The 26,056-nt window shown below is 41.5% G+C and carries 26 protein-coding genes; 24 read left to right on the top strand and 2 right to left on the bottom strand.

Translation table 11 applies throughout. The features are described 5' to 3' along the window. Positions 1-105 precede the first annotated feature (105 nt). The 7 genes from G9Q97_RS17920 (at position 106) to G9Q97_RS17890 (ending at position 6,871) form a co-directional block, all read left to right on the top strand. Positions 106-717 (top strand): fumarylacetoacetate hydrolase family protein, encoded by a 612-nt coding sequence (locus G9Q97_RS17920; RefSeq protein ID WP_166149327.1) that lies wholly within the window; start codon positions 106-108, stop codon positions 715-717. Next, on the top strand, positions 704-2,572 hold the full coding sequence (locus G9Q97_RS17915; RefSeq protein WP_246255767.1) for a M23 family metallopeptidase: 1,869 nt from the start codon (positions 704-706) through the stop codon (positions 2,570-2,572). Before G9Q97_RS17920 ends, G9Q97_RS17915 begins: the two co-directional genes overlap by 14 nt. A 56-nt stretch (positions 2,573-2,628) precedes the next feature. Next, entirely contained in the window at positions 2,629-3,078 is a 450-nt protein-coding gene (gene bcp / locus G9Q97_RS17910) for a thioredoxin-dependent thiol peroxidase (protein ID WP_166149323.1), read from the top strand. A 10-nt stretch (positions 3,079-3,088) separates the two neighbouring features. Next, positions 3,089-3,940, top strand: coding sequence for a transketolase (locus tag G9Q97_RS17905; RefSeq protein WP_166149321.1), 852 nt, complete (start codon positions 3,089-3,091; stop codon positions 3,938-3,940). Positions 3,941-3,975: 35 nt separating this feature from the next. Continuing rightward, positions 3,976-4,944 carry a transketolase family protein gene (locus G9Q97_RS17900; protein WP_166149319.1) on the top strand — a complete coding sequence of 323 codons (969 nt, stop codon included), beginning with the start codon at positions 3,976-3,978 and terminating at the stop codon, positions 4,942-4,944. Positions 4,945-5,067: 123 nt separating this feature from the next. Then, positions 5,068-6,006, top strand: coding sequence for a DUF6807 family protein (locus G9Q97_RS17895; protein ID WP_166149317.1), 939 nt, complete (start codon positions 5,068-5,070; stop codon positions 6,004-6,006). Between the two features lie 184 nt (positions 6,007-6,190). Beyond that, positions 6,191-6,871: an SDR family NAD(P)-dependent oxidoreductase gene (locus G9Q97_RS17890; protein ID WP_166149315.1), complete on the top strand. Its 681-nt coding sequence runs from the start codon at positions 6,191-6,193 to the stop codon at positions 6,869-6,871. A gap of 204 nt (positions 6,872-7,075) precedes the next feature. Here the strand turns inward: G9Q97_RS17890 and G9Q97_RS17885 are convergent, their stop codons facing one another. Next, positions 7,076-7,396: a hypothetical protein gene (locus G9Q97_RS17885; protein ID WP_166149313.1), complete on the bottom strand. Its 321-nt coding sequence runs from the start codon at positions 7,394-7,396 to the stop codon at positions 7,076-7,078. A 593-nt stretch (positions 7,397-7,989) separates the two neighbouring features. Here G9Q97_RS17885 and argS point away from each other — a divergent pair. From argS to G9Q97_RS17825, 12 genes are all read left to right on the top strand, one after another. Next, positions 7,990-9,780, top strand: coding sequence for an arginine--tRNA ligase (argS, locus tag G9Q97_RS17880; protein WP_166149311.1), 1,791 nt, complete (start codon positions 7,990-7,992; stop codon positions 9,778-9,780). Between the two features lie 2 nt (positions 9,781-9,782). Then, the gene (locus G9Q97_RS17875; protein WP_166149309.1) at positions 9,783-10,388 is read left to right on the top strand and encodes a glutathione peroxidase; all 606 of its coding nucleotides are present in this window, start codon (positions 9,783-9,785) and stop codon (positions 10,386-10,388) included. A 105-nt stretch (positions 10,389-10,493) separates the two neighbouring features. Beyond that, positions 10,494-11,393, top strand: coding sequence for a 1,4-dihydroxy-2-naphthoate polyprenyltransferase (locus G9Q97_RS17870; RefSeq protein ID WP_317168779.1), 900 nt, complete (start codon positions 10,494-10,496; stop codon positions 11,391-11,393). Positions 11,394-11,478: 85 nt separating this feature from the next. Continuing rightward, on the top strand, positions 11,479-12,330 hold the full coding sequence (locus G9Q97_RS17865) for a universal stress protein (RefSeq protein ID WP_166149305.1): 852 nt from the start codon (positions 11,479-11,481) through the stop codon (positions 12,328-12,330). Positions 12,331-12,340: 10 nt separating this feature from the next. Continuing rightward, positions 12,341-12,697, top strand: a complete 357-nt coding sequence (locus tag G9Q97_RS17860; RefSeq protein ID WP_166149303.1) for a translation initiation factor — start codon at positions 12,341-12,343, stop codon at positions 12,695-12,697. 212 nt (positions 12,698-12,909) lie between these two features. Further along, a complete protein-coding gene (locus G9Q97_RS17855) occupies positions 12,910-14,154 on the top strand; it encodes a glutamyl-tRNA reductase (RefSeq protein WP_166149301.1) in 1,245 nt (414 codons plus the stop codon). Between the two features lie 328 nt (positions 14,155-14,482). Beyond that, positions 14,483-15,343, top strand: a complete 861-nt coding sequence (hisG, locus tag G9Q97_RS17850) for an ATP phosphoribosyltransferase (RefSeq protein WP_166149299.1) — start codon at positions 14,483-14,485, stop codon at positions 15,341-15,343. A gap of 318 nt (positions 15,344-15,661) precedes the next feature. Beyond that, the gene (hisD, locus tag G9Q97_RS17845) at positions 15,662-16,954 is read left to right on the top strand and encodes a histidinol dehydrogenase (protein WP_166149297.1); all 1,293 of its coding nucleotides are present in this window, start codon (positions 15,662-15,664) and stop codon (positions 16,952-16,954) included. A 1-nt stretch (position 16,955) separates the two neighbouring features. After that, positions 16,956-18,023: a histidinol-phosphate transaminase gene (hisC, locus tag G9Q97_RS17840; RefSeq protein ID WP_166149295.1), complete on the top strand. Its 1,068-nt coding sequence runs from the start codon at positions 16,956-16,958 to the stop codon at positions 18,021-18,023. Positions 18,024-18,043: 20 nt separating this feature from the next. Beyond that, positions 18,044-19,144, top strand: coding sequence for a bifunctional histidinol-phosphatase/imidazoleglycerol-phosphate dehydratase HisB (hisB, locus tag G9Q97_RS17835; protein WP_166149293.1), 1,101 nt, complete (start codon positions 18,044-18,046; stop codon positions 19,142-19,144). 257 nt (positions 19,145-19,401) lie between these two features. After that, on the top strand, positions 19,402-20,214 hold the full coding sequence (locus G9Q97_RS17830) for a tetratricopeptide repeat protein (protein WP_166149292.1): 813 nt from the start codon (positions 19,402-19,404) through the stop codon (positions 20,212-20,214). 106 nt (positions 20,215-20,320) lie between these two features. Next, the gene (locus tag G9Q97_RS17825; protein ID WP_166149290.1) at positions 20,321-21,067 is read left to right on the top strand and encodes a polyprenol monophosphomannose synthase; all 747 of its coding nucleotides are present in this window, start codon (positions 20,321-20,323) and stop codon (positions 21,065-21,067) included. Here G9Q97_RS17825 and G9Q97_RS17820 read toward each other — a convergent pair. After that, complete coding sequence (locus G9Q97_RS17820; RefSeq protein ID WP_166149288.1) at positions 21,054-22,274, bottom strand: ABC transporter permease; 1,221 nt, start codon at positions 22,272-22,274, stop codon at positions 21,054-21,056. The genes G9Q97_RS17825 and G9Q97_RS17820 overlap by 14 nt on opposite strands. A 38-nt stretch (positions 22,275-22,312) precedes the next feature. On the opposite strand from G9Q97_RS17820, the gene G9Q97_RS17815 reads away from it, so the two are divergent. The 5 genes from G9Q97_RS17815 to G9Q97_RS17795 all read left to right on the top strand — a co-directional run bounded on the left by G9Q97_RS17815 (position 22,313) and on the right by G9Q97_RS17795 (position 26,023). Beyond that, entirely contained in the window at positions 22,313-23,530 is a 1,218-nt protein-coding gene (locus tag G9Q97_RS17815; RefSeq protein ID WP_166149286.1) for an exo-beta-N-acetylmuramidase NamZ family protein, read from the top strand. Positions 23,531-23,536: 6 nt separating this feature from the next. Next, complete coding sequence (gene fmt / locus G9Q97_RS17810) at positions 23,537-24,463, top strand: methionyl-tRNA formyltransferase (protein WP_166149284.1); 927 nt, start codon at positions 23,537-23,539, stop codon at positions 24,461-24,463. A gap of 148 nt (positions 24,464-24,611) precedes the next feature. Continuing rightward, positions 24,612-25,160 carry an RNA polymerase sigma factor gene (locus tag G9Q97_RS17805; protein ID WP_166149282.1) on the top strand — a complete coding sequence of 183 codons (549 nt, stop codon included), beginning with the start codon at positions 24,612-24,614 and terminating at the stop codon, positions 25,158-25,160. A gap of 34 nt (positions 25,161-25,194) precedes the next feature. Further along, positions 25,195-25,566 (top strand): hypothetical protein, encoded by a 372-nt coding sequence (locus tag G9Q97_RS17800; protein ID WP_166149280.1) that lies wholly within the window; start codon positions 25,195-25,197, stop codon positions 25,564-25,566. 1 nt (position 25,567) lies between these two features. Continuing rightward, positions 25,568-26,023: a Spy/CpxP family protein refolding chaperone gene (locus G9Q97_RS17795; protein ID WP_166149278.1), complete on the top strand. Its 456-nt coding sequence runs from the start codon at positions 25,568-25,570 to the stop codon at positions 26,021-26,023. The last annotated feature ends 33 nt before the right edge of the window (positions 26,024-26,056 follow it).

Here is a 26,056-nt window from a genome sequence, read left to right as displayed (position 1 = left end):
GGGTTTCGGGAAACTTTATTTATCCGACTGTACCTAATATAAAAAGTCACTTTTGAAATCAGCGGTAAATGCCTTTCTTTGCATTTTATATTTAACCAGAACAGCATGAAAATCATTGCCATTGGGCGGAATTATGGGGAACACATCCAGGAATTGGAAAATGAAAGACCTGATGAACCGGTAGTATTTATGAAGCCGGATACCGCCCTGCTGAAAAACAACGAGCCATTCTACCATCCGGAGTTCTCCGATAATATCCACCATGAAGTAGAACTGGTCCTCAAAATCAGTAGAGAAGGCAAATACATTCAGCAAGAGTTTGCCCATAAATATTTTGATGAGATAGGTATTGGCATAGATTTCACCGCCAGGGACCTGCAGCAAAAATGTAAAACCAAAGGCTTGCCATGGGAAATCGCTAAGGCTTTCAATGGATCGGCCCCTCTGGGAGAATTCCGGCCTGTATCCAATTACCCGGCAATGAACAATATCAATTTTCACCTGGATATCAACGGTGAACGCAGGCAAACAGGAAATACCTCCCTCCTGCTTTTCCCATTTGATGTGATCGTCGCATATGTGTCACAGTTTTTTACGCTTAAAACCGGTGACCTGATTTTTACAGGCACCCCGGCGGGAGTGGGGAAAGTAAATATCGGTGACCGGCTGGAAGCTTATGTGGAAGACGAAAAATTGCTGGATTTTGAAGTTAAATAAATCCCATTATCTCCTTTTGTCTTCCCTGCTTATCCTAATGCTGCTCTCACAAACAGCGAAGGACTATTATCTTTTTCCCATTAAACCCGGAAAACAAAACTTTTTAGCCGGAAACATGGCGGAAATTAGGCCCAACCACTTCCATACCGGACTGGACATCAAAACCGAAGGAAGGCAGGGCCTTCCCGTATATGCTGCTGCAGACGGATACCTGTCCCGCATCAAAATCTCATCATTCGGCTATGGAAATGTCCTTTACATCAAGCATCCCAATGGCAGTTCTACCGTGTATGCCCACCTACGGGAATTCGAAGAACCCATTGCCAGCTACATGAAATCCAAAATTTATGATGCTGAGCAAAATGAACTGGAATATTTCCCGGAACCAGGCGAAGTTACTGTCAAAAAGGGAGATGTCATCGCTTTATCAGGCAACACAGGCAGCTCCGGCGGGCCACATTTGCATTTTGAAATCAGGGATTCCTTAAACAGGGCCATAGACCCTTTGCACGCTGGGTTTTCTGAAATAAAGGATACTACCTCTCCTATAGTCAGAAGGGTAGCCATCACTCCATTGGATCAGAATAGCAGGGTAAATGGTATGTTTCGCCGCCAGGAGTTTTACCTGGTTTATAGCGGCGGGGCTTTCAGGGTACCTCCTACCATCAACATCAGCGGAAAGGTAGGCATAGAAATTCTTGCCTATGACCAGTTGGATGAGATGTACAACCAAAATGGATTTCCCATTTACGAAATTTATGATCAGAAAAAGCGGATCTTCAAATCGGAAGTGAATGAAGTGGATTTTCGCCTGGGCAGGTTCATTCTGGTCCATACCTACCGCAACCGCTATACCCGACTTTACAAAAAGCCCAACAATCGATTTGATTTTTATGAACCGGATTCGGCATTCAGCGGAGCCATAAGTGCCAAACCCGGAGAGAATAAAGAGATCCTGGTAAAACTGAAAGATGCCTACGGCAATGAAACGGACCTTGTACTTGATTTTTACGGAGAAGAAGCCCCTACCCTGCTGAGGAATTTCAATTATACCTCTGGCAATAATAGCCTTGACTATGATGAAAACCACCTGATTATCAATGCACCAAAGTCCGATAATGGCAGTCTGGCCAAATTTTATGTCCATGGCTACAGCATGGAAATACCTTATGCCTATGAGGGAACCAATAAGAGGACCTATCTTTGGGACATGCGTTTAGGCGTTCCAGACTCTGTAGATGTTTGTACCGAAACTTTTTTTCCCGAGGTAAATGCAGTCATTCCCTCAAATAAGGAAGTCCAATATGCTGATGACCGGGTGGCGATAACTTTCGGTAAGGAAACGCTTTTGAATGACCTGTACCTTAGATCAAGTGACATACAGGAGAAGTCATTGCAGGGCATCGCTATCAACGATCCGTACGAATACTTGTGGAACAGCATGAGCGTCTCCTATCATGCACCGGACTTTCCGGGAGATAAATCCAAAACACACATGTATCTGTTGTATGACAATGGATACAAAAATTTTCAGGGTGGCAACTGGGAGGGCAATAGCATCCGTTTTGCCACCAGAAATTTCGGGAAATTTGTGCTGGTCACAGATTCGGTTCCTCCCGGCATTCGTCCTATACGGATCAACCGCAATCAATTGCGGTTCGTCATCAGGGATGGTTTGTCCGGAATCCGGGATTTTGAACTTCGTGTAGCCGGGGAATGGATACAGATGAGGTACGAACACAAACAGGCAGTGATATGGTCTGATCCACCTTCCGGTAAGACCCTTGAGGGAGAAGTAGTTTTAAAAGTATGGGATCAGGCAAATAACGAGTCCATTTATAGGGGAAAGATTTAATTTATTACGATATTTAAGGCCTCAAATCAATTCACCAATCCATAAATAAAAAAATCATGTCACTAGAAGTAGGCCAGGCAGCACCTGATTTTAATTCAATCGATCAGGATGGAAACCCCATCAGTCTTTCAGATTTTAAAGGCAAAAAGGTGGTATTGTATTTTTACCCCAAAGACAATACTCCCGGCTGTACCGCCCAGGCTTGTAACCTGAGAGATAATTATGAGGCCCTCCAAAAAGCAGGGTACGTGGTATTGGGCATCAGTTCTGATTCCGGAAAATCTCACAAAAAATTTATAGAAAAGCATGAATTGCCTTTTACGCTGATTGCCGATGAGGATAAAAGCGTTCATGAAAAGTATGGTACCTGGGTAGAAAAAAACATGTATGGCAGAAAGTACATGGGTACCGCCAGGACCACCTTTGTCATAGATGAAAAAGGAGTAATCGAAGAAATAATTTCAAAGGTAAAGACCAAAGAACACACCAATCAAATTATTAAATAATTCCAAATCAATGGAAAAACATTCAACAGAACAATTAAAATCAATTTGCTCTCAGGTTAGGAGAGACATTTTAAGGATGGTGCATGCCTGTCAATCAGGCCATCCCGGAGCCTCTTTGGGCTGTACGGAATTTTTCGTGGCCCTGTATTTTGACCAAATGAAGCACAATAAAAATTTCAATCCTGATGGGATAGGGGAAGATCTTTTTTTCCTTTCCAATGGCCACATTTCCCCGGTATGGTATAGCGTGCTTTCAAGGAGTGGTTACTTTGATACCAAAGAATTGGCAACTTTCAGGAAAATCAATAGCAGGCTCCAGGGTCATCCGGCTACTGAAGAGGGGCTTCCCGGCATCCGGGTGGCTTCCGGCTCACTTGGGCAGGGGCTTTCTGTTGCCATTGGAGCAGCACTAACCAAAAAAATGAATGGGGACAAGCAAACTGTCTATGCCCTTATGGGGGATGGAGAACAGCAGGAAGGACAGATTTGGGAGGCTGCCATGTGCGCCCCACACCACAATGTGGATAATTTAATCGCTTCCATAGACGTCAACGGTCAGCAGATCGATGGCCCTACCAAAGAAATCATGAACCTGCGGGATTTAAAGGCAAAATGGGAAGCTTTTGGCTGGGAGGTCATCGTTACAAAAAATGGCAATGAAATCACTGAGGTGATCCAGTCCCTGGAAAAGGCCAAAAGCTTGCTGGGAAAAGGAAAACCGGTGCTGAACCTGCTCCACACAGACATGGGTTTTGGAGTGGATTTTATGGTAGGCACGCACAAATGGCATGGAGTGGCACCAAATGACGAACAATTGGAAAATGCCCTGGGCCAATTGGAAGAAACACTGGGGGATTATTAAATGCGATCAATTTTGATCTTTAAATGGTTTGAATAATGGAAAAAACACTCGATACCAAATATACTTACACAGAAAAAAAAGATACCCGTTCGGGATTTGGGGACGGATTTCTTGAATTGGGTAGAAAAAATAAAAATGTGGTCGGCCTTTGTGCTGACCTCATCGGCTCACTCAAAATGGGCGCATTTCAGAAAGAATTCCCTGAGCGTTTCTTTCAGGTGGGAATTTCAGAAGCCAACATGATGGGCCTGGCGGCTGGAATGACCATAGGAGGCAAAATACCTTTCACCGGTACCTTTGCCAACTTTTCCACAGGTAGGGTCTATGACCAAATCCGGCAATCTATTGCCTACTCTGAGAAAAATGTAAAAATCTGTGCTTCCCATGCGGGACTTACCCTTGGAGAAGACGGTGCCACACACCAGATTTTGGAGGACGTAGGCATGATGAAGATGCTGCCTAATATGACTGTAATCAATCCATGTGATTATAACCAGACCAAAGCGGCTACCATGGCCATAGCTGACCACGAGGGTCCGGTATACCTGCGCTTTGGCAGGCCCAGTTGGCCTATTTTCACTCCTTCCGACCAGAAATTCGAAATAGGCAAAGCCTGGAAAATGATTGAGGGAAAGGATGTCAGCCTTTTTGCTACCGGGCATCTGGTCTGGGAAGCTGTAGTAGCTGAAGCCATGCTGAGAGAGGAAGGCATTTCCGTGGAATTGATCAACATCCACACCATCAAACCTCTGGACACAGAAGCAGTGCTCGCCTCCGTTGCCAAAACCGGTTGTGCAGTGACGGCCGAAGAGCACCAGCTTAATGGTGGATTGGGTGATAGTATTGCCCAAACACTGATCCGAAACAATCCGGCACCCCAGGAATTTGTCGGCGTTGATGATTCCTTCGGTGAATCCGGAAAACCAGTGGACCTGCTGGAAAAATATGGATTGAATGCCGAAAACATTGTAAAAGCGGTAAAGAAAGCTATTTCCAGGAAATAAAAGGGATTAGCCTAACACAAAAAGCGGAAAGAGAGAACTTTTTCCGCTTTTTTTATGGAAACATAAATTAGGTTAATATACAGGAAACTACTATTTTTAACTAAACTCCCTTAGCCACATAGCATGCAAATCTCCTGGTTTTCATTTTCGAAAGTGCTGTTTTCACTTTTTATACTGGTCATGTTCATAATGGACCTTGAAGCCCAAACCCTGACTTTTGAAGAGCAGGATGAAGGCTGGCTGTTGCTTGACGATGGGAAGCCCCGTTATTTTTACCAAGCAGCGACCAAATCCCTTGATGGAAAATACCCCAGGGCAAATTACATTCATCCTTTATACGATACAGACGGTGAGGTAGTAACGGAGGATTTTCCAGCCGACCACCCCCATCACCGTGGAATATTCTGGACGTGGCACCAATTGTGGGTCAGGGACCAAAGGGCTGCAGATCCCTGGGTCTGTGAAAACATCATCTGGGAAGTTAAAAGGGTAAAAACCAGCATTCATCCCAATGGCGCCGCAAACCTGGAAGCAAAAGTACTATGGAAAGGGACAGGTCCAATTAAAAAAAATATTGTCGAAGAAACATTGATTATCAGCTATCAACGAATTTCTTCCAGTGCCTATAAGCTTGTTTTTGATATTACCCTAAAGCCACTTGTCAGGGAGGTAAGGTTGGGTGGTTCTGAAGACCCAAAGGGCTATGGAGGCTTTTCGCCCAGAATCAAATTGGCCGAAAATGTGGGTTTTTATGATGAAAACGGAGCGGTGGTACCACAGGACCTGGCTGTCCAGGCAGGTCCATGGATCAATGTTACCAGGGAAAAAGCTGAAGATCCTGGCGTGGTCATCATGGGAGAACCTGACAGGCTTCCCTCCTACCAGGGTTGGATTTTGAGATCGGAAAACAGCATGCAAAACATGGCTTTCCCGGGCAGAGAAGCCATGTTATTGAGTAATAAATCACCCTACTTAAGGTTCAAAAATCAATTATTGGTACATCAGGGTCTGGGTAATCAAGAAATCGTAAATCAGTATAGAATTTTCAAAAATCAACCCTGAATTTTTGATTCAAGCCGTTTCAGGTAGCTGTTGTTACCTTTTTGCATCAGCATGAGGATTCAGCCATACCAATCCCAAAACCCTTTTTTTTTTTAAACAAATAATAATCAACACTTTAAAGAATAATTTTTATTTTGGTATAATATTGGCCCATGATTGATGTGTAAATCAATCAAACTACAATATGAATGTCACAGACAACTCCCCCGTAATTCTAATAACGCGTGGAGAATCACTGTTTTCTGGAAAATTGGCAAGTGAATTGGCTGGTAAGGGGGCCAGTATTTTGCTTTGTGCACAGAAAATGGATGAGAGATGTAAGTGGAACAAATATAATATTGAAAAAGAAAACAATTCCTGCCAGCTCCTTATCGGTGATATTCAAAGTGCTGAGTATTGCCGTAGTATTAAAGAAATGATACTGGAAAGATTTGGAGGCCTTGATATATTGTTCAATAATTCCCTCTTACCAAATATTCCGGAAAACGGTATCCCCACCGCCCTATGGAAGAAGCTTACTTCTTTTTCAGAGATTGGGATTTTTTCCTTTCAGCAGTTAACGGATACTTTGATACCATGTATTAATCCCGGCGGTAAAATCATAAATAACCAGATTTTGGAAAAAAGATGTTCAGCAAGATCAATAAATAACGGGGTTCATGCCAGGCATCTCCGGCTATTTACTTCGTTTTTTTCCAAAAGGCTAATACCAGGAAAAGTCAAAACTGAAGGAGTCTTGTATTTGCAAGCCATGAATGGGCAACCTGTTTTAGCACCTGATCAAAAGCTGGATTCCCTGGATGGAATTTCGAGTGACGGGCTGTTTGATTATTCCCATCCCATCCTTTTAAATGATGAGAATTAATCACTTTTTGCAGAATATGCTGAGATAATAATTCATTTTTGAAATTCCTTATTTTGAAAAGATGGTTTAATTCATTTTCTATTCATTAAAAATCCAGTGAAGTCTATTTTAACGTAGGGCTCGGTCAGTACTATCAAAAAAGGCAATGGTCACGGACCATTGCCTTTAAGTTGGTTAATTGTTTCAAAAATTGGGTTTCTATGCTTATTTAGCAGGTTCTTCTTTCACCTCTTTACCCATGTTATCATACTTCTTCTCTACTTCTCCTTCAGGAGTATCGCCTTCGAATTTTACCAGGTAAAATACTGATGCTTCTTCCATGACCTGATGGGCTTCCTTGATTTTGAGATCTTTTACAGCCTCATCATTTTGAATGGCTTCTTTTACCTTTTCCGGAAGACTTTCAGGATCGATTTTTGTAGTTTCCTGAACCAATTCCTGATCTGCAGATTTCACTGTCTGGGCATTGATGCCTGCAAAAGCCAATACGCTCATTGCGGCAAGAGATAACATTAACTTTTTCATAACGTTTTAAATTTATAGTGTTAAATAATAGTTGGTTGAAAACAATACTATTTATATATTATTTTCAATTATACTTACCCAAATGGTGTGCCAAATAATTTTAAAGTATTTTTCTTATAAAAAACAGGGCTTTAAATACCTTTAAAACTGGTATTTTAAAAATTTGATCAATTTTGAAAAAATTACAACTCATTTAGCGTATACAGCATTGTGTGGATCAAGCACCCCAATATGTAAAGGATTGCAGACAAAAGATTGATAAATTTGATATTAAAAATTTTGTAAAAAATAAGTGTTTTCTTGTATACCAGCAAATATCATGGATAGAAGGCCAAATATATATTTGACTGGAAAGCGGCATACAGCACTCAATCAATAAGGACAAGCCCTCTTGCCATTCGTGCAGAAACCAAACACACACCATCAAACTTACCTGGTATGTACCTCTTCCCGACGAACGTCTACATTCACCCACATCTAATATAAAATAGAAAGCCTTTTGTAAACTACCAGTCGACAACAGAATTAATGCAGGAGCCTTCCCGTCTTTCCTTGGAAAGTTCTATATTTGCGCTCCAATAAAAACGCTCATTATGGATATCCAGCAAACCATTACAAATGCCATAGCAAGTGCATTTCAGGCCCTTTTTGATCATTCTGTGGATCCGGATAGCCTAAGCCTGCAAGCAACCCGAAAAGAGTTTGAAGGAACCTATACCTTTGTAATGTTTCCTTTTTTGAAAATCACAAAAAGCTCCCCTGAGGCCAGTGGTGAAAAAATAGGGGCTTATTTGCAGGAAAATCTTTCCGTAGTCAGCTCATTCAATGTGGTGAAAGGATTTTTAAATATCTCTCTTTCGGATACCTATTGGCTGGACTTGTTTCAAGAATTGGCTACCAAAGAGGACCATGGCAAATTCCCACCTAAAAACAGGAAGGTAATGGTCGAATACAGTTCCCCCAATACCAACAAGCCGCTTCACCTGGGCCACCTTAGAAATAACTTCCTGGGATTTGCTGTTGCGCGGATATTGGAAGCTTATGGGTATGAGGTGATCAAATCCAATCTGGTCAATGACCGGGGCATACACATTTGTAAATCCATGGTAGCCTATGAAAAATTGGGCAATGGAGAGACACCGGAATCATCTGGTTTGAAAGGGGATCATCTGGTGGGAAAATATTATGTGCTTTTTGACCAGGAATACAAAAAACAGATCAAGGAGCTTACTTCATCCGGAATGGAACAGGAAGCGGCGAAAAAGACGGCTCCCTGGATGAAGGAAGCCCAGGAAATGCTGGTACGTTGGGAAGCCGGGGATCAAACTACCATTGATTTGTGGAAGAAATTGAATGGTTGGGTTTATCAGGGCTTTGAAGAGACCTATCGCAAAATGGGAGTCGATTTTGATCAGTACTATTACGAGTCCGACACCTACCTTTTGGGGAAGGACATCGTGGCGGAGGGCTTGGATAAAGGCGTATTCTTTAAAAAAGAAAATGGCTCTGTCTGGGCTGATCTCAGTGATGAGGGACTGGATGAAAAATTGGTTTTAAGGGCTGATGGCACATCCGTTTACATGACCCAGGATATGGGTACAGCAGACCTTAAATACAAGGACCATAGGATTGAAAAATCTGTTTATGTGGTAGGAAATGAGCAGGATTATCATTTTGAGGTATTGTTTAAGATCCTGCGTAAGCTGGGCAGACCATATGGCAACGGATTATACCATCTGTCCTATGGCATGGTAGATCTTCCTTCCGGAAAAATGAAATCCCGGGAAGGCACAGTTGTAGACGCAGATGACCTCATCGCAGAAATGGTGGACACAGCCAGGGAGCATACTCAGGAACTGGGGAAAATTGAAGGGTTCAGTCATGAAGAAGCGGAAGCCCTTTATCAAATGCTGGCATTGGGAGCATTAAAATATTTCCTGCTCAAGGTAGATCCAAAAAAACGGATGCTGTTCAACCCCCAGGAATCCATAGAGTTTCAGGGCAACACAGGACCTTTTATCCAATATACCCATGCACGGATTGCCGCTATCCTGAGGAAAGCGGCCCAAATTGATCTGGACTATTCCGCTAACCAGTTTCAGGCCTATAAACAGCTGGAAAAAACCGAGCAAAGCCTGGTATTTCTATTGGCCGATTATGAAAATAAAATCGCTTTGGCGGCTGAGGAACTTTCACCGGCAGTTATTACACAATATTTATTTGATTTGGCCAAGGAATATAACCGGTTTTATGCAGAACTTCCTATATTTAGCGAAACCAAAGCCGAAGTGCAGGCTTTTAGAGTAGGCCTATCCGCTCAGGTAGCCAAAACAATTAAGTCGGGCATGGGTTTACTTGGTATAGATGTACCCCAAAAAATGTAACTATGAAAACTTTATTCAACTTGATCGCTTTAGCTTTACTGGCTTTCCAGTTTCCTCAGTCCAGTCAGACAAAGTACACGCCATCGGACAGTGGTATTAGATTGGCTTCAAACTTAAATAACATGAATGTGCAAGAAAATTTTTATGATTTTACCATGAACGATATTGATGGTAATCCTGTGGATTTTTCTGCGTACAAGGGGAAAAAGCTTTTGATTGTCAATGTGGCCTCAAAATGCGGATATACGCCACAGTACGCAGAGCTACAGGAACTTTACGAGGCATACAAGGATCAAATGACCATTTTAGCTTTCCCGGCAAATAACTTTGGAGGTCAGGAACCGGGCACTAATGAAGACATCAAAACATTTTGTTCCGAAAATTATGGGGTTACTTTTCCCATGTTTGAAAAAATTTCTGTCAAAGGAGTTGATAAACATCCTTTGTACCGCTGGCTTTCAGACAAAAACCTTAATGGATGGAACAATACAGAACCATCCTGGAATTTTTGCAAATATTTCATCAATGAAAAAGGTGAATTGGTTAAATTCTTCCCTTCTTCCGTAAAACCGATGGATGAAGAAATAATTGCCTTAATCAAAGCTTAGTAACAGTATCTTGATTTGGAAAACACCAAATTACAGGCGAATCCCCTTTCAGGGGAATTTGCCTGATTTTTTTTTACCTTTAAATTTATGTTTTAACACTTGACTGTGCAAAATAAAAGACAGGCATGGATTCATGCCATGAGATTAAGAACTTTGCCTTTGGCCCTATCAAGTATTTTGATGGGTAGTTTCATTGCATTCCAAACCTCCGGTCTCAAATGGCCGGTTTTTTTGCTTGCTGCCCTTACCACTATTTTGTTGCAGATTTTATCAAATCTTGCCAATGATTATGGGGACAGCATCAACGGAGCAGACCACGTAGGCAGGAAAGGCCCGGTAAGGGCTGTTCAATCAGGCATTATTTCCCTTACTGAAATGAAGTCTGCAATGATTATTTTTGCCATTTTATCATTATTCAGTGGTGTTTGGCTATTGTATATCGCTTTAGAAGACCTTTTTAAGTTTCTGTTATTTTTCGGAATGGGAATCCTGGCTATTTTGGCCGCCATCACCTATACTTCAGGCAGCAAGCCTTACGGATATGCGGGACTTGGCGATATTGCCGTGTTTGTTTTTTTTGGATGGCTTGGTGTTATGGGTACCTTTTACCTCCATACCCAGTCTTTTGATTCTTCCCTTTGGCTGCCGGCTTCTGCTGTAGGATTGCTGAGTACAGCAGTGCTCAATATCAACAATATCAGGGACATACAATCTGATAAAGCTGCAGGAAAACGCTCTGTACCTGTAAGAATCGGTAAAAATGCTGCAACAAATTACCATTGGACATTATTAACCACCGCTTTACTTTTATTAATTGTCTTCATTCTGATTGAAAAGGCATGGGGAGGACTCTTTTATTTGCTGGCCACACCATTTATTTTAAAAACAGGTTGGGCACTGGAGAAATTTGATTCCCCGGAGAAGCTGGACCCCTATTTGAAAGTAATGGCCATTTCAACCTTTCTCTGTGTTTTATTTTTTGGATTGGGCTGGCTGATTTTTTAAACAAACAATTTGGCAATTTACTACCTATTTTGGGTAGATTTTTGTAGTTTACCTCCATCATAAACTTAAATATCTCGAAGCGAAGATGAAAAGCATTTTAGTACCTTATGATTTTTCGGAAGAAGCGGAAAATGCCTTCCAGCTGGCTCAGGAATTGGCCACCAAGGCAGCCTGTAAATTAAAATTAATTCATGTGATTGAAATTCCCACTGCCCAACATTTTAATACTATGGGCGAAATCAACATGGAGGATAATTTTATTGACAGGATATATATGGTTGATTTGGTAGAAAAAAGGAAGAAACAGTTTAAAGAACTGGAAGAAAAGCATGCCGTAAAACCATACCAATTCAGCACCAATCTTTTATTCGGGAATCCATACGCCGGTATATCCAGCGAAATAACTGAAGTAAAAGCGGATTTGGTTATTATGGGGTCAAAGGGCTCAAGCGGATTGGAGGAACTGTTGATTGGTTCGAATACAGAAAAGGTTGTCCGGCATTCCAAGTGTCCTGTTATAACCGTAAAAAGCGCGCTGAAAGCTGAGGATCTAAAGGTGATCGTTTTTGCCAGTGATTTTAGCGAAGACAGCAAGAAGGTAATGAAACATTTGAAAAATTTTCAAGAGCTTCTGGATGCTGAAATCAGATTAGTCAAAATCAATACACCAAATTCATTCGAAAAATCAAAAGTTTCATTTGAAAAAATCAATGGTTTTGTAAAGGCCAATATACTGACAAATGTTCAGATTGACATTTACAATGCGGATACAGAAGAAGAGGGAATCATTGAATTTGCAGATGAGATAAATGCCGACCTGATAGCCATGGCCACTCATGGCAGGACCGGTTTTTTACACCTGCTCAGCGGGAGCATTGCAGAAGACGTGGTCAACAGTGCCAAAAGGCCTGTATGGACCATGAAATTTAAAAAATAACAGCTGATTTATGGGTAGAAAAAGGGACAATGACTGGAAAAAAAGAGATGGAGTAGTGTATTCTACAGCGGATAATTTTGACTTCGATGAAGGCGAACAGGAGTCAACCGAAACTCTTCCTCCCAAACAACAGCATTTAAAAGTGATGCTGGATAAAAAATCCAGAGGCGGAAAACAAGTGACCCTTGTTACCGGATTTATTGGTAATGAGGATGATTTAAAATCTTTAGGAAAAGCCCTCAAAACCAAATGTGGTGTAGGTGGCAACACCAAAGATGGAGAAATAATCATCCAAGGGGATCAAAGAGATAAGGTTTTGGAACATTTAATGCAAGAAGGTTACAAAGCAAAAAAATCCGGGGGCTAAGCTTCCGGATTTTTTTTTACCACTTCCAACAGATATTTTTAACCCCAGATAGCAGAAGTTTACCGACTACTTTTCACAGTTGAACGAATTCTTTCCAGGTAAATAAAAATTGCTATTACCTTCATACCATCAAATTTTTACTACCGGCCAATCCGGTAAAGTTTGGAAGTGCGTAAGTACCTCCAAAAATAAACAGCAAAAAACAGTAGAAAATGGGACAGTTCAGATTATTAAGTTTTAGTGCGGAGGTAACAAACAAGGAAGGTTTAAATTTCCACCTGGGCCTGGAAGAAACCAAAAAATTATTGGTTCAGTTAAAGACTCTGCCTGCCATTAAGGAGGCATTTGTTTTGTCCATTCCGGAAAGAACAGAAATTCTTTATTTCAGCTCGGAAGCAATGGACGATGCCATATATGCTGCCATTGTTAGCATCAAGGCACAGGACGATTTTCCCGAAGCCAACCTATTTCAGCATTCCTGTAATGAAGAAATGGCACTCGCACATTTAACTGAACTTTGTTTTGGAGTGCAGGCTTCAACTTATGGATCGGTTCCCCTTTTCCCTCAATTTATAACGGCATTTTCTATCGCTTCCCAGTTTGGGATGACAGGTGAGCTACTCGAACAGTGGTGGAGCCACCTGATAAGTACGAATAAAGAAATCAAAAACGAAGTGAGTTTTCAATTCCCGAATTTTTCGATCTCTTACACGGTATCAGACATGGTAACCGAGTTGATCCGGAAAGTAAAAACTCCCAAAATCGCCATTATTGGTTTCAACGCATTGGGCAGAAGGATTTACCAGAGTCTGACGGAAAAAGGTTTCACGAATATATCTATTGTGGAGAGCAGCATAAAATCCTTTTCAAGCCTAAAAGGCAGGGAATTGAAAAACTTCATTTTTGAACCATTCGACCAAATCAAAAACGTACTGCAGGAAAATGACATTTTGATATCAACACTGGAAGATTTGGAGTCGGTATTGTCTCAAGATCCGGAAAGCCCGGAACTTACCGCTCCTAAAGTACTCATTGACCTTTCCATAAAAGGAGAATTTCTGAATTGGCTAAACCATCACGAGCTGGTCATTTCCTTCGAGCTGGCAGACATCTATCAGATCATTGAAAACAAGATGGAAATCAACAAAAAATGGTTAAAAAAGGCGAAACCCCTGATTGCACGTAAAAATGCCACTTTTTTTGATTGGATGGATAAAAAAAAAGGATTGGATATGTTGAATCAAGCGAATGAGTTGTTGATGAAAAATCCTTTTGGGGGCCAATATTTCACGAAAGTCTTAAGTAGTGATAGCCTCAAGGTTAAAAATGTCATGAGCACCAGCCTTGTGAATAAATTGCTCTTAAAACGGTCTATAGAGCAAATCAGCAGCAAATCTCCTTATAAAGACATTGTCAATTACGAAAGAATAGTGAATGAATTTTATTTATATAATTAATTTTTGAACTTTATTTTTAGCAGATTCGATAATTTGGTTAAAAGGTTTTTTGGTTAAGTTGGTTTATTGTTTTGGAGGCTCCCGCGGGAGCCTCTTTTTTGTGTCGTATAGCGGCATTTATTTTGTATGTTGGCAATAGCTCCTTAAATTTGCCTTCTCATGATGACCATACAGAACACATATCTTAACTCCATAATTTTTCCTCCTTCAAATGTCCTCAGGCATCATGAAAATCATATCAGTTCCAAAAAGTAGCTTAGAATCCGAAAGCACTTTTTCAATCAAAAATGAATACGATTTAATAAAAGTCATTTTGTAACCGAATTACATGGAAAATACAATCAGAATTGCTGTTCAAAAAAGCGGAAGATTAAGTGAGGAATCGCTGAAATTAATAAAAGAATGTGGCATAAAATTTTACAATGGAACAGGTAAATTAAAGTCTACTTCCACCAACTTCCCCATCGAATTTTTGTTTTTAAGGGATGATGATATTCCCGGTTATGTGGCAGATGGAGTAGCTGACCTGGGCATTGTCGGAGAAAACGAGGTAGTTGAAAAAGACAAGGCCATTGATGTCCTTAAAAAACTGGGTTTTTCCAAATGCAGGTTGTCGCTTGCCATCCCTAAGGGAGAAAGCTATTCCGGGGTAGGTTATTTTGAAGGCAAAAGCATCGCAACGTCTTATCCGAAAATACTAGGCGACTACCTGGAATCCCGGCAAATAAAGGCTGATATACATGAAATCAGTGGCTCCGTAGAGATTGCTCCCAGCATAGGATTGGCAGAAGGTATTTGCGATATTGTAAGCTCGGGGTCTACTTTGATGATGAATGGCCTTAAAGAAGTAGAAGAAATTTTCCAGTCGGAAGCTGTTCTGATATGCCATAAGGGCATTTCAGTTGAAAAGCAACAAACCGTTGAAAAGTTGCTCTTCAGAATGGATGCAGTTCAAAAAGGCAAGAAAAACAAATATGTCCTTTTAAATGCACCAAATGAATCTTTGGAACGCATTGTTTCCCTGATTCCCGGCATGCGCAGCCCAACAATTTTACCATTGGCCGAGAAGGGCTGGTCATCGGTGCATTCTGTTATCAGCGAGGATCAATTTTGGGAAAATATAGAGGAATTAAGGGCTGCTGGTGCACAGGGAATCCTCGTAGTACCCATAGAGAAAATGGTAATATAAAGCAGCGGTAAACTGAAGCGAGCAAAGTCTGTAAGGCTTTTTCGGGGTTCAGTTGATTTCAAAACTTTCCCTGTAATACATTGTGGGGCTGAAAACAACCTGATATAACATGAAATCGACACGATTAAGAGCGTCATTAAACCCACAGGGCAATGATTATTTTATTCGTCAAAGATTCCCTGTCTGCCGACAGGCAGGCATATGACATCTAAGAAACAATTATAAACCTATGAAATCGAGCATGACGAAATCGTCACACAGTGGGATGATTATCATTGCGAGATTCCATCTGACAGCTAAAAATCAAAATATAAACAGATGAAAATCCTGGTTAATCCTGACATCAATACCTGGAGTAAAGAACTGGCCAGGCCGGTTCAAAAAATGAAGGATATTGAAAAGATCGTAAAGCCGATCATGAAAAAAGTAAAGCGTCAGGGCGATAAGGCTTTGAAAAAATTTGCTTTGGAATATGACCATGTAGAAATTGAAAGTCTTTTGGTAGACAGGGAAGCTTTGGATACTGCAGGGCAAAAAATAAATGCCGGTTTAAAAGATGCCATTCAAACGGCAAAAATCAACATAGAGAAATTTCATAAACTTCAGGAAGCACCGCCCCTTAGTTCTGAAATCATGGACGGGGTGACTTGTATGAGAAGGAGTGTCCCCATCCAAAAAGTAGGTTTATACATTCCAGGGGGTACTGCTCCTTTGTTTTCCACCGTTTTGATGCTGGGGGTACCAGCTAAATTAGCCGGCTGTCAGGAAATTGTTTTATGCACTCCACCGGATACCAGGGGGGAAATCCACCCCGCTATTTTGTTTACTGCAAAAATGATAGGCATTGACAAGATTATAAAGGCTGGTGGGGCACAAGCAATAGCAGCCATGACTTATGGAACTGCATCCGTACCCAGAGTGGACAAGATATTTGGGCCAGGTAACCAGTATGTTACCGCAGCCAAACAATTGGCAACAAAACAGGGTGTGGCTATAGATATGCCGGCAGGACCTTCAGAAGTGCTGGTTTATGCCGATGAAACTGCCATTCCTGAATTCGTGGCGGCTGACCTGCTATCCCAGGCAGAACATGGAATAGATAGTCAGGTGGTTTTGGTTTGCCCTACAGAGAAATTTGTAAAAAAAGTCATTAAATGTGTGGAAATACAGCTGGAAAATCTTCCTCGTCACAAAATAGCCAAAAAAGCACTGGAAAACAGTGTGGCTGTGGTCATGGCTAATCCTGACAAAGCCATGGACCTGATCAACGCTTATGCTCCGGAGCACCTGATCATTTCAGTAAAAGATGAGGAAAAGGCTGTTTCCCGGGTTGTTAATGCAGGGTCTGTTTTTATTGGAAATTATACCCCAGAGTCCGCAGGGGACTATGCTTCAGGAACCAACCACACCTTGCCTACCAATGGCTATGCCAGGAGCTATTCGGGAGTATCACTGGATAGTTTTGTAAAAAAGATCACCTATCAGAAAATCACTGCAGCAGGGATTAAAGCATTGGGACCAACCATAGAGATCATGGCAGAAAATGAAAATTTGCAGGCCCACAAAAATGCAGTAAGCGTTCGTTTAAAGTACCTCTCCAAAAATGAATAATATGGCATTTGATCTATCAAAGTTGTTGCGGCCACACATTGCCGCTCTTAAGCCTTATTCCTCTGCCAGGGATGAATACACGGGAAAGGAGGGCGTTTTTCTGGATGCCAATGAAAACCCACTGGGGTCAATCACCAGAGAGGCTTTCAACCGTTACCCTGACCCCTATCAGATGGCACTCAAAACAAGGCTTTCCCAGATCAAGAAAGTGCCTGCAGAAAACATGTTTTTGGGAAACGGCAGCGATGAGGCGATTGATTTGCTCTTCAGGGCTTTTTGCAGGCCAGGAATGGATAATGTCATCATCCTCCCTCCTACTTACGGCATGTATGAAGTCAGTGCGGGCATTAATGATACCAGGGTCGTGAAGGTTCCCCTAAGTACCGATTTTCAAATACGGGAAGATGAAGTCCTTCAAGCCGTGGATGCCCATACCAAAATCATCTTTATTTGTTCGCCCAATAATCCCAGTGGGAACAAACTGCATAGGGATGCCATCTATAAAATCCTAAAGGGTTTCGATGGACTGCTGGTAGTAGATGAAGCCTATATTGATTTTAGTGATGAGCCTAGCTTTTGCGAAGAACTGGACCGATTTCCAAATCTTTTGGTCTTGCAAACCTTATCCAAAGCATGGGGGCTTGCTGCATTGAGATTGGGAATGGCCTATGCATCTAGAGAAATCATTGCGATTCTCAATAAAATCAAACCCCCCTACAATGTGAGCGGACTTACCCAGCAAACCGTACTGCAGGCAATGGGCAATATGGACAAGCTCGGTGGGATGGTACAGGATATTTTAAAGCAAAAAGAGAAACTGATAAAGGATCTGGGGAAAATTTCCAGGGTAGAAAAAGTCTTTCCCTCGCAGTCAAACTTTTTGTTGGTCAAAGTACCAGATGCCCACAAGGTTTATCAGCAACTGATTGGCAAAAAAATAATAGTCAGGGACCGGTCCAAAGTTCAGCATTGTGACGATTGTTTGAGAATAACGGTAGGCACGGAAGGTGAAAACAAACGAATGTTACAAGCCTTGAATGAAGTATTGGAAGCTCAGGCAAACGACTAAATCCCCAAATTACGATTAAGATGAAGAGAAAGGTTTTATTTATTGATAGGGACGGTACAATCATCAAGGAACCACCTACAGATTTTCAGGTAGATAGCCTCGAAAAGTTAGAATTTATCCCCAGGGCCATTACCAACCTGAGCAAGTTATCGGAAGACAATGATTTTGACCTGGTGATGGTTACCAATCAGGATGGTCTGGGAACCTCATCCTTTCCGGAAGATTCCTTTTGGCCTGCGCAATACAAGATGCTTAAAACCCTGGAGCAGGAAGGAGTGATATTCAAAGCCATACACATAGACAAAACCTTCCCGCATGAAAATGCCCCTACACGCAAACCCGGTACGGGCTTGCTACAAGAATACATGAATGGGGATGTTGACCTTGAAAATTCGTACGTGATCGGTGACAGGAATACAGACGTTCAGCTGGCAAAAAACCTGGGAGCCCGGGCCATCTATTTTGGGTCGGAAGAAGTTTCCGGAGCTGAGCTTTGTGTCAACTCCTGGGACGATATTTACAGTTTTTTGAAGTTACCTCCCAGAATGTCAAGCCTGGACAGATCAACTTCAGAGACCCAGATTTCAATTCGGTTGAACCTGGATGGAACCGGTAAAAGTGATATCCACACGGGCATTCCTTTTTTTGATCACATGTTGGATCAACTGGCGAGACATGGAGGCACTGATTTGGAAATAAAAGTCAAGGGCGATTTGCATATAGATGAGCACCATACCATTGAAGACACAGGATTGGCATTGGGTGAAGCATACCTTAAGGCCCTGGGTGACAAAAAGGGAATTTACCGATACGGTTTCCTTTTGCCTATGGATGATTGCCTTGCACAGGTGGCAGTAGATTTTGGAGGAAGACCTTGGCTGGTTTGGAATGCCGATTTTAAACGTGAAAAAATCGGTGATATGCCGACGGAAATGTTTTTTCACTTTTTCAAATCTTTCAGTGATACCGCAAAATGTAATCTGAATATTCAGGCTTCAGGAGAAAACGAACACCATAAAATTGAAGCCATTTTCAAGGGATTGGCAAGAGCCATCAAAATGGCAGTAAAAAAAGATCCTCATGGCCTGGATCAGTTGCCAAGTACAAAAGGGAAATTATAAAAAAAAGGCTATCCTGCCGTGTAGGATAGCCTATAAAAAAATAACTGATTTTTTATCTTATTGCAAGTGCTGATGATATCTTTCGGAAATCAAAAAAGATTTACTTCCTGTAATCGGTTGTAAATCATTTTTTTAATTTCTAATCGTACAATATAAGATACATTTACGATGTATTCTGCACCTTTGGATTGAAATGATATCCGTTTTTTTGTAATAAAAAAGAAATTCCTGTATATTTAAAACTAATCTATTAATATATGAGAATTTCATTGACCATTAACCTACTAGTCTGCTTTTTTGTTTCATTGCTTTTTAGTCAATGCATAGGCAGTTTCAGGGATGCGGAAGCCCTGTATCAAAATGGCAGATATGAAGAAGCTATTCAAGAGTTTAATAGGGTATTATTTGTCAGCTCAACGGATTTAAAGACTTTACATTTAAGAGCCAGATCTTATGAGGAGTTGCAGATGTATGACAAAGCCATCCAGGATTACCGCAGAATCCTGAGTCTTGATCCAACCTATGCCCAGGCCTATGCAGGAATTGGGAAAATCGCCTGGGAAGAAGATGACATGAAAGATGCGGAAAAAAATTTTTTATTGGCAGCCATGCACGACCCCAAGGATTATGACATCCTGATTTTTCTCTCCAGGTCCATGATTAAAAACGGACGCTTTAAAAGTTCCGTGGAATTTCTGGATGAAGCCATCCGGCTGAAACCAGAGGAAGCCATGCCACACTATTATAAAGGCATTGCCCAGGCTTATTCAGGTGATGGTCTTGGGGTCATCGTTTCTTTTAACAAATATCTGGAAATTGAACCCGACAACCTGAGCGCACATTATAACAGGGGCTTTGCCTTGATGAAACTGGGTTACAAAGAGTGGGCCATTGAAGATTTCGATGAGGTATTGGATAAAAATCCAAAACATTACGAGGCATTGGCACGAAGAGCGCTTTGCCTGATCGATAAAAATCCACGACAGGCTTGTCTTGATTTGGAAACGGCAGCATTAAACGGTAATTTACTTGCTAAATCCAACATGAAACGCTGCAACGGCAACCCATAAGCCTCACAAAATTGTTTATTTAAAGATTTTTAACTTTTCAAAAACCGAATTTTTTTCCGTTTTCAAAGAATAAACGTTTATATATTCTACTTTTGTACTTTGAAATATGAATAGCAAAAAATTAGTCATCATACCAACTTACAACGAAAAGGAGAATATCCAGGATATCGTTACGGCAGTGCTGGACCTTCCTGAAGGATTTGAAGTATTGGTAATTGACGACGGATCTCCTGATGGCACAGCCACACTGGTAAAAGCCCTGCAATTTGATTTTTCCAACAGGGTCCATTTGATTGAACGAAAAGGAAAGCTGGGTTTGGGGACGGCTTATCTGGAAGGTTTCGCCTATGCGCTGAACAATGGTTACGAATATATTTTTGAAATGGATGCTGATTTTTCACATGATCCCAAAGACCTTAGCAGGCTGTATCTCAAGGCGTTTGAAGAAGGACATGACATGGTGATTGGCTCTCGGTATGTATCTGGTGTGAATGTAGTCAATTGGCCGATGGGTAGGGTATTGATGTCATTTTTTGCCAGCAAATATGTGCAGCTCATCACAGGTATTCCCATAAAGGATACCACAGCTGGATTTATATGCTATCATAGAAAGGTTCTGGAAGCGATCAACCTGGAAAAAATCAGGTTTATTGGATACGCTTTTCAGATCGAAATGAAATTCACTGCCTGGAAACTTGGCTTTGACATCGTGGAATTGCCAATCATCTTTACAGACAGAACCAGAGGTTCTTCGAAAATGTCCAAGCACATTTTCAGGGAAGCCATATTTGGTGTAATTTATATGAAACTGAAAAGTATTTTTTTCGGGTACAAGGCGGTCAATCAAACTTAATAGACTTGATTGGATTGACATTGCTGGTAATCATGGCAGGAATAAACAACACGGCGGTGGTGATCAGAAGAATCAGAATATTCAGGCCAATGATTATCGGCCAATTCCAAAATACCGGGACAAAACTCATGTAATAATTTTCAGGATTGAGTTTGATCAACTGGGTATACTCCTGTATCCAACCAAAGCCCAGGCCAATAATATTTCCCAATACCATGCCTCTGCCAATAATCCGGACACCATTCCAAATAAAAATATTCCTTATTTGCCTGTTTTTCGCCCCCATTGCCTTTAATAGACCGATCATAGGTGTTCGTTCCATGATCAGGATAAAAAGAATCGACACCATATTAAAGGCAGCGACAAAAAGAATAAGTGCCAGAAACACATACACATTGTTATTCAACAATTCCAACCAATCAAAAATCTGAATGAATTTATCAGTAACCTTAACCAGCCTTAAATCATAATCTAAAAAATCATACAAGGATTCCTCGTAGCTATCAATATCCTGTGGATCATTCAAAAAAACTTCGAAACCACCTACCTGCGATTTATCCCAGTCATTGAGCACCCGAATGACCTTTATATCCCCCAGCACAATCTTGTCATCAAAATCCTCCAGAAAGGTTTCATAGAGTCCAACCACCTCCATTCTCCTAAACCTTGGCGGGTCCTGAACGAAATACATGGTAACCCTGTCACCGACATCGAGCAGCATTTTGCGGGCAATTTTAGTGCTGATAATGATCTCATTGGCAGCAGAACCATCTTCGTTGAATTGAATAAATCGGCCCTTTATCAGTGAAGATTTAAAAGAAAGGGAATCAAACCCCGGCCCCACTCCTTTCATCATAACCCCCTCTACTTCTTCCTCACCCTTGATTAAGCCCGGCTTGTTGGCATACACCTGAACATGTCGGATTTTGTCCAGATCGGTATAATTGGTATAAAAATTACTTTCAGTGCTCGTCGGTGAATCATCCAGAGATTGACTCATGACAAAACGGTTGACCTGATAATGCCCGGTGAAGGAAAAAACCTTATTGGAAATCACCTCCTGGAAACCTCCCAGAATCAGAAAGGAAATGATCATGATAGAAAGCCCCAATGCAATGCTGGCTACCGCTATCCTGTGAATGGTTCCGGTGAAACCTCCTGTCTTTTTAAAACTGATTCTTTTTGCAATGAAGTAGGAAAGGTTCAATGAAGTCGTTTATTTTGTTAACCGAAACGCAAATTAATATGAAGCACCTAAAATTAATACTTATCCTGGCTTTTTTGTTTGGAAACCTGACATTTTGCAAACAAAGCTCAGAAAACCGGGCAGAAATTACCAGACAGCCAGATAATGAAGTCCTTTCCAGGAAAGCGATACCCGGTGCTGACCGACCTGAGTTGTATTTGCCTAAATTAGCCGGCAAACGGGTGGCCCTTGCGGTTAACCAAACCAGCGTATTGACTCAAAGTGACAACATTCATTTGGTCGATTTTTTGTTGCAGGAAGGGATTGAGGTAAAAAAGGTTTTTGTTCCGGAGCATGGATTCAGGGGTGATGCCGATGCAGGCGAAAAGGTTGAAAACCAGGTCGACCCAAAAACAGGCTTACCCCTGGTCTCACTTTATGGGGACTCCAAAAAGCCATCCAAAGCTGCACTGCAGGATGTGGATATCATTATTTTTGATATTCAGGACGTTGGGGTTAGGTTTTATACCTTTATCAGTACCCTCCATTATTTGATGGAGGCCTGTGCAGAACAAGGTAAAAAACTAATGATCATGGATCGCCCCAATCCAAATGGAGACTATGTAGACGGACCTGTTCTGCAACCTGGATATGAAAGTTTTGTGGGCATGCATCCCATTCCCGTAGTCCATGGGCTTACCGTGGGCGAGTTGGCTCAAATGATCAATGGCGAGGGTTGGTTGGAAAATAAGGTGAAGGCCGAAATCGATATCATTCCGGTGGCACAGTGGGATCATTCATCCCATTATTCCCTGCCTGTCAAACCTTCTCCAAACCTGCCCAATGATGTATCGATCAGGCTGTATCCCTCCCTGTGTTTTTTTGAAGGGACAAATATCAGCCTGGGTAGAGGAACCCTTTTTCCATTTCAGGTATATGGCTATCCTGATCCAAAATTCGGTGATTTCACTTTTACCCCTGTCAGCATTGAAGGCATGTCCAAAACCCCCCCTCAGGAAAATAAGGTTTGTTATGGAAAAGATCTTAGAAACGAGCCCCTCACCCACAGGTTTACCTTGTCACATTTGTTGGAAGCATACAGAATTGCCAATAATGGACCGAATTTTTTCAATAACTTTTTTGATAAACTGGCAGGATCAGATCAATTGAGAAAAGCCATTCTGGACGGTAAGGGCGAGGCAACTATAAGGGAATCCTGGCAGGAAGATTTGAAAGCCTATAACAGAATCAGAGCGAAATATTTGATTTACGAATAATGTACCATGGAAAAGGATCTCAGGATAATATTTATGGGAACACCAGAGTTTGCAGTTGCTCCTCTGGAGTCCTTGCTGAAGAATGGCTGGAACGTGGTGGCTGTGATTACCGCGGTGGATAAGCCTCAGGGAAGAGGCAGAAAAGCAAAACCTTCCCCTGTAAAGGACTTTGCACAGCGTCATGACATCCCTGTGTTGCAACCACCAAATCTGAAAAATGAGTCATTCCTGGCCGAATTAAAATCCTACCGGGCAGATTTACAGGTAGTAGTGGCCTTTAGAATGCTTCCGGAGCTGGTATGGTCCATGCCCCCAAAAGGCACTTTCAATCTGCATGCCTCGCTTTTGCCAGATTACAGGGGTGCAGCTCCCATCAATTGGGTGCTGATCAATGGGGAAACGAAAACCGGAGTCACCACTTTTCTTCTTCAGCAGGAAATTGATACGGGAAATATCCTTTTTCAGGAAGAAGAGCCCATTCATCCTGATGATAATGTAGGTAGCCTTTACGAGCGATTGATGCAAAGGGGCGCAAATCTGGTTGTGAAAACTGTAGAAGCAATTGCTACAGATAATGTCCGGCCCCAAAAGCAAGACCACAGCAAAGCCCTTCATCCGGCACCGAAAATTTACAGGGAAACTTGTGAAATTGATTGGAGCAAATCTGCCGCCGCCATACACCATCTGGTACGGGGGCTTTCGCCCTATCCAGGGGCCAGGTGTATTTTGAATGGAAAGTCCTGTAAGGTACTCCGAACCGAGGTCCTGGACCATGAACCCGCTGGCTTAAATCTCGGGGAATATAAAACAGATAACAAATCTTATATCCATTTCCAGACCGGAAATGGAGCATTGTCCATTTTGGAACTACAGCTTGAAGGGAAAAGAAAGATGGAAGTGCAGGATTATTTACGGGGAAATTCACTTTCATAATGAATTGATTTAGGACGGCCCGGAATTGGGCGATTACAAAGGGCTTATTAATCCGATTGAAAAGGGGAATCACAAAAATTTTCCATTTATTCGGTTCTTTTCAACTACTTCATTAAACCCAGATGGCCTTTTCCAGTCTAAACAACTAATGGTTCCCTTAATCGATGTAAAACTTTTGGAATTGATCAATGATCCACAAACCAGGGATCAGGGCTTCAGGATATTAGTTGAAACTTATCAAAAGAGGGTCTATGGCATGGTCAGAAAAATGGTCGTCATCCATGATGATGCCGATGATGTGGTTCAGAACACCTTTATCAAGGCCTTTAGAAACATTCATCAGTTCAACCACAAATCGACCTTGTTTACATGGATCTATCGGATAGCTGTAAACGAAAGTCTGAATTTTCTGGAAAAGAAAAAGAGGCGTAACTTTTTTTCTATGGAAGACCACCATGAAGTCATGAAAGCCTATGTCGAAGAATCGCCTCTGGTGGATGGTAATGAGATCCAAAGACAACTGCAAAAAGCCATTTTGAAGCTACCTGAAAAACAAAGACTGGTTTTTAACCTTAAATATTTTGAGGAATTGTCCTATGAAGAAATAAGTAAGATGACCGATACAAGTGTAGGTGGCCTTAAGGCCAGTTACCACCATGCCGTAAAAAAAATTGAAGAAATTCTGAAGCGGGAATAAACCTTGGGGAGGATAAACAGTCTAAAAGAAGTATATGAATAAATTTCCAAAAGAGAATATATTTAAGGCTCCGGAAAATTACTTTGAAAATCTTCCGGATATCATCCTTAATAAGAGAAAGCAGCGGATAAAACACTATTATATTAGCGGAATCGCTGCAGCGGCTGTTTTGCTGATTGGCTTTATGATATTAGCCATTGACTTTACAGCCATTGATGAAGTGGATCTTCAGACCCAGATCAATGACGACGTAGAGTATTACATAACTACTGGTGTATGGGATGATGAGGAAGTATTACTTCTTGCAGAGCATCCGAATGATTTATTGGATCTTATCGCAGAGGAGGAATGGAGCAGTCAGGAATGGGATGAAGTAGAATATTATGACACAGAAATTTGGTATTGATATGAAAAACTGGATCATGGTCTTGCTGATGATGGGCATTACCCTTACAGCTTTTGGCCAAAGGGATAACAATATTGATCGGGAAAAGCTCAATGCAGCCCGGGTTGGTTTTATTACCAACAGGCTTTCGATTACGCCCGAACAGGCGGAGAAATTCTGGCCATTGTTTAACGAACACGAGCAAGCCAGGATGTCCATGATGAGGGAAATGCGCAATATTTCCAAGAAAAGTGAAGGTGAAATCAGCAATGAAGAAGCCAGGGAGCTGATACAGGCAAGATTTGATATTCAAATGAAACTCTTAAACGCTGAAAAAAATTTTCTGGAAAAGGTTTCCGAAACCTTATCTCCAGTGCAATCTTTGAGATTGAATGAGGCGAACCGGGATTTTACGAGGCATATCTATAGAATGCAAAGGCGGGAAAGGGGTTCCAGAGACCGGGACAACGAGGACTGAACAGCTTGAAATAAATTGATTATTTTGTTTTCC

It is taken from the genome of Cyclobacterium plantarum (assembly GCF_011290685.1).
Lineage (GTDB): Bacteria > Bacteroidota > Bacteroidia > Cytophagales > Cyclobacteriaceae > Cyclobacterium > Cyclobacterium plantarum.
Note: the sequence above shows the minus strand (reverse complement) of the source record. Positions and strands in the feature narration are given on the sequence as shown.

Coding starts and splice junctions, on each gene's coding strand:
- G9Q97_RS17875 (WP_166149309.1), top strand. CDS start 9,783: ATGAAAACTTTATTCAACTTGATCGCTTTAGCTTTACTGGCTTTCCAG.
- fmt (WP_166149284.1), top strand. CDS start 23,537: ATGGAAAAGGATCTCAGGATAATATTTATGGGAACACCAGAGTTTGCA.
- G9Q97_RS17830 (WP_166149292.1), top strand. CDS start 19,402: ATGAGAATTTCATTGACCATTAACCTACTAGTCTGCTTTTTTGTTTCA.
- G9Q97_RS17860 (WP_166149303.1), top strand. CDS start 12,341: ATGGGTAGAAAAAGGGACAATGACTGGAAAAAAAGAGATGGAGTAGTG.
- G9Q97_RS17815 (WP_166149286.1), top strand. CDS start 22,313: ATGAAGCACCTAAAATTAATACTTATCCTGGCTTTTTTGTTTGGAAAC.
- hisB (WP_166149293.1), top strand. CDS start 18,044: ATGAAGAGAAAGGTTTTATTTATTGATAGGGACGGTACAATCATCAAG.
- argS (WP_166149311.1), top strand. CDS start 7,990: ATGGATATCCAGCAAACCATTACAAATGCCATAGCAAGTGCATTTCAG.
- G9Q97_RS17805 (WP_166149282.1), top strand. CDS start 24,612: ATGGTTCCCTTAATCGATGTAAAACTTTTGGAATTGATCAATGATCCA.
- hisC (WP_166149295.1), top strand. CDS start 16,956: ATGGCATTTGATCTATCAAAGTTGTTGCGGCCACACATTGCCGCTCTT.
- G9Q97_RS17920 (WP_166149327.1), top strand. CDS start 106: ATGAAAATCATTGCCATTGGGCGGAATTATGGGGAACACATCCAGGAA.
- G9Q97_RS17905 (WP_166149321.1), top strand. CDS start 3,089: ATGGAAAAACATTCAACAGAACAATTAAAATCAATTTGCTCTCAGGTT.
- G9Q97_RS17825 (WP_166149290.1), top strand. CDS start 20,321: ATGAATAGCAAAAAATTAGTCATCATACCAACTTACAACGAAAAGGAG.
- G9Q97_RS17795 (WP_166149278.1), top strand. CDS start 25,568: ATGAAAAACTGGATCATGGTCTTGCTGATGATGGGCATTACCCTTACA.
- hisD (WP_166149297.1), top strand. CDS start 15,662: ATGAAAATCCTGGTTAATCCTGACATCAATACCTGGAGTAAAGAACTG.
- hisG (WP_166149299.1), top strand. CDS start 14,483: ATGGAAAATACAATCAGAATTGCTGTTCAAAAAAGCGGAAGATTAAGT.
- G9Q97_RS17865 (WP_166149305.1), top strand. CDS start 11,479: ATGAAAAGCATTTTAGTACCTTATGATTTTTCGGAAGAAGCGGAAAAT.
- G9Q97_RS17895 (WP_166149317.1), top strand. CDS start 5,068: ATGCAAATCTCCTGGTTTTCATTTTCGAAAGTGCTGTTTTCACTTTTT.
- bcp (WP_166149323.1), top strand. CDS start 2,629: ATGTCACTAGAAGTAGGCCAGGCAGCACCTGATTTTAATTCAATCGAT.
- G9Q97_RS17885 (WP_166149313.1), bottom strand. CDS start 7,396: ATGAAAAAGTTAATGTTATCTCTTGCCGCAATGAGCGTATTGGCTTTT.
- G9Q97_RS17900 (WP_166149319.1), top strand. CDS start 3,976: ATGGAAAAAACACTCGATACCAAATATACTTACACAGAAAAAAAAGAT.
- G9Q97_RS17855 (WP_166149301.1), top strand. CDS start 12,910: ATGGGACAGTTCAGATTATTAAGTTTTAGTGCGGAGGTAACAAACAAG.
- G9Q97_RS17800 (WP_166149280.1), top strand. CDS start 25,195: ATGAATAAATTTCCAAAAGAGAATATATTTAAGGCTCCGGAAAATTAC.
- G9Q97_RS17890 (WP_166149315.1), top strand. CDS start 6,191: ATGAATGTCACAGACAACTCCCCCGTAATTCTAATAACGCGTGGAGAA.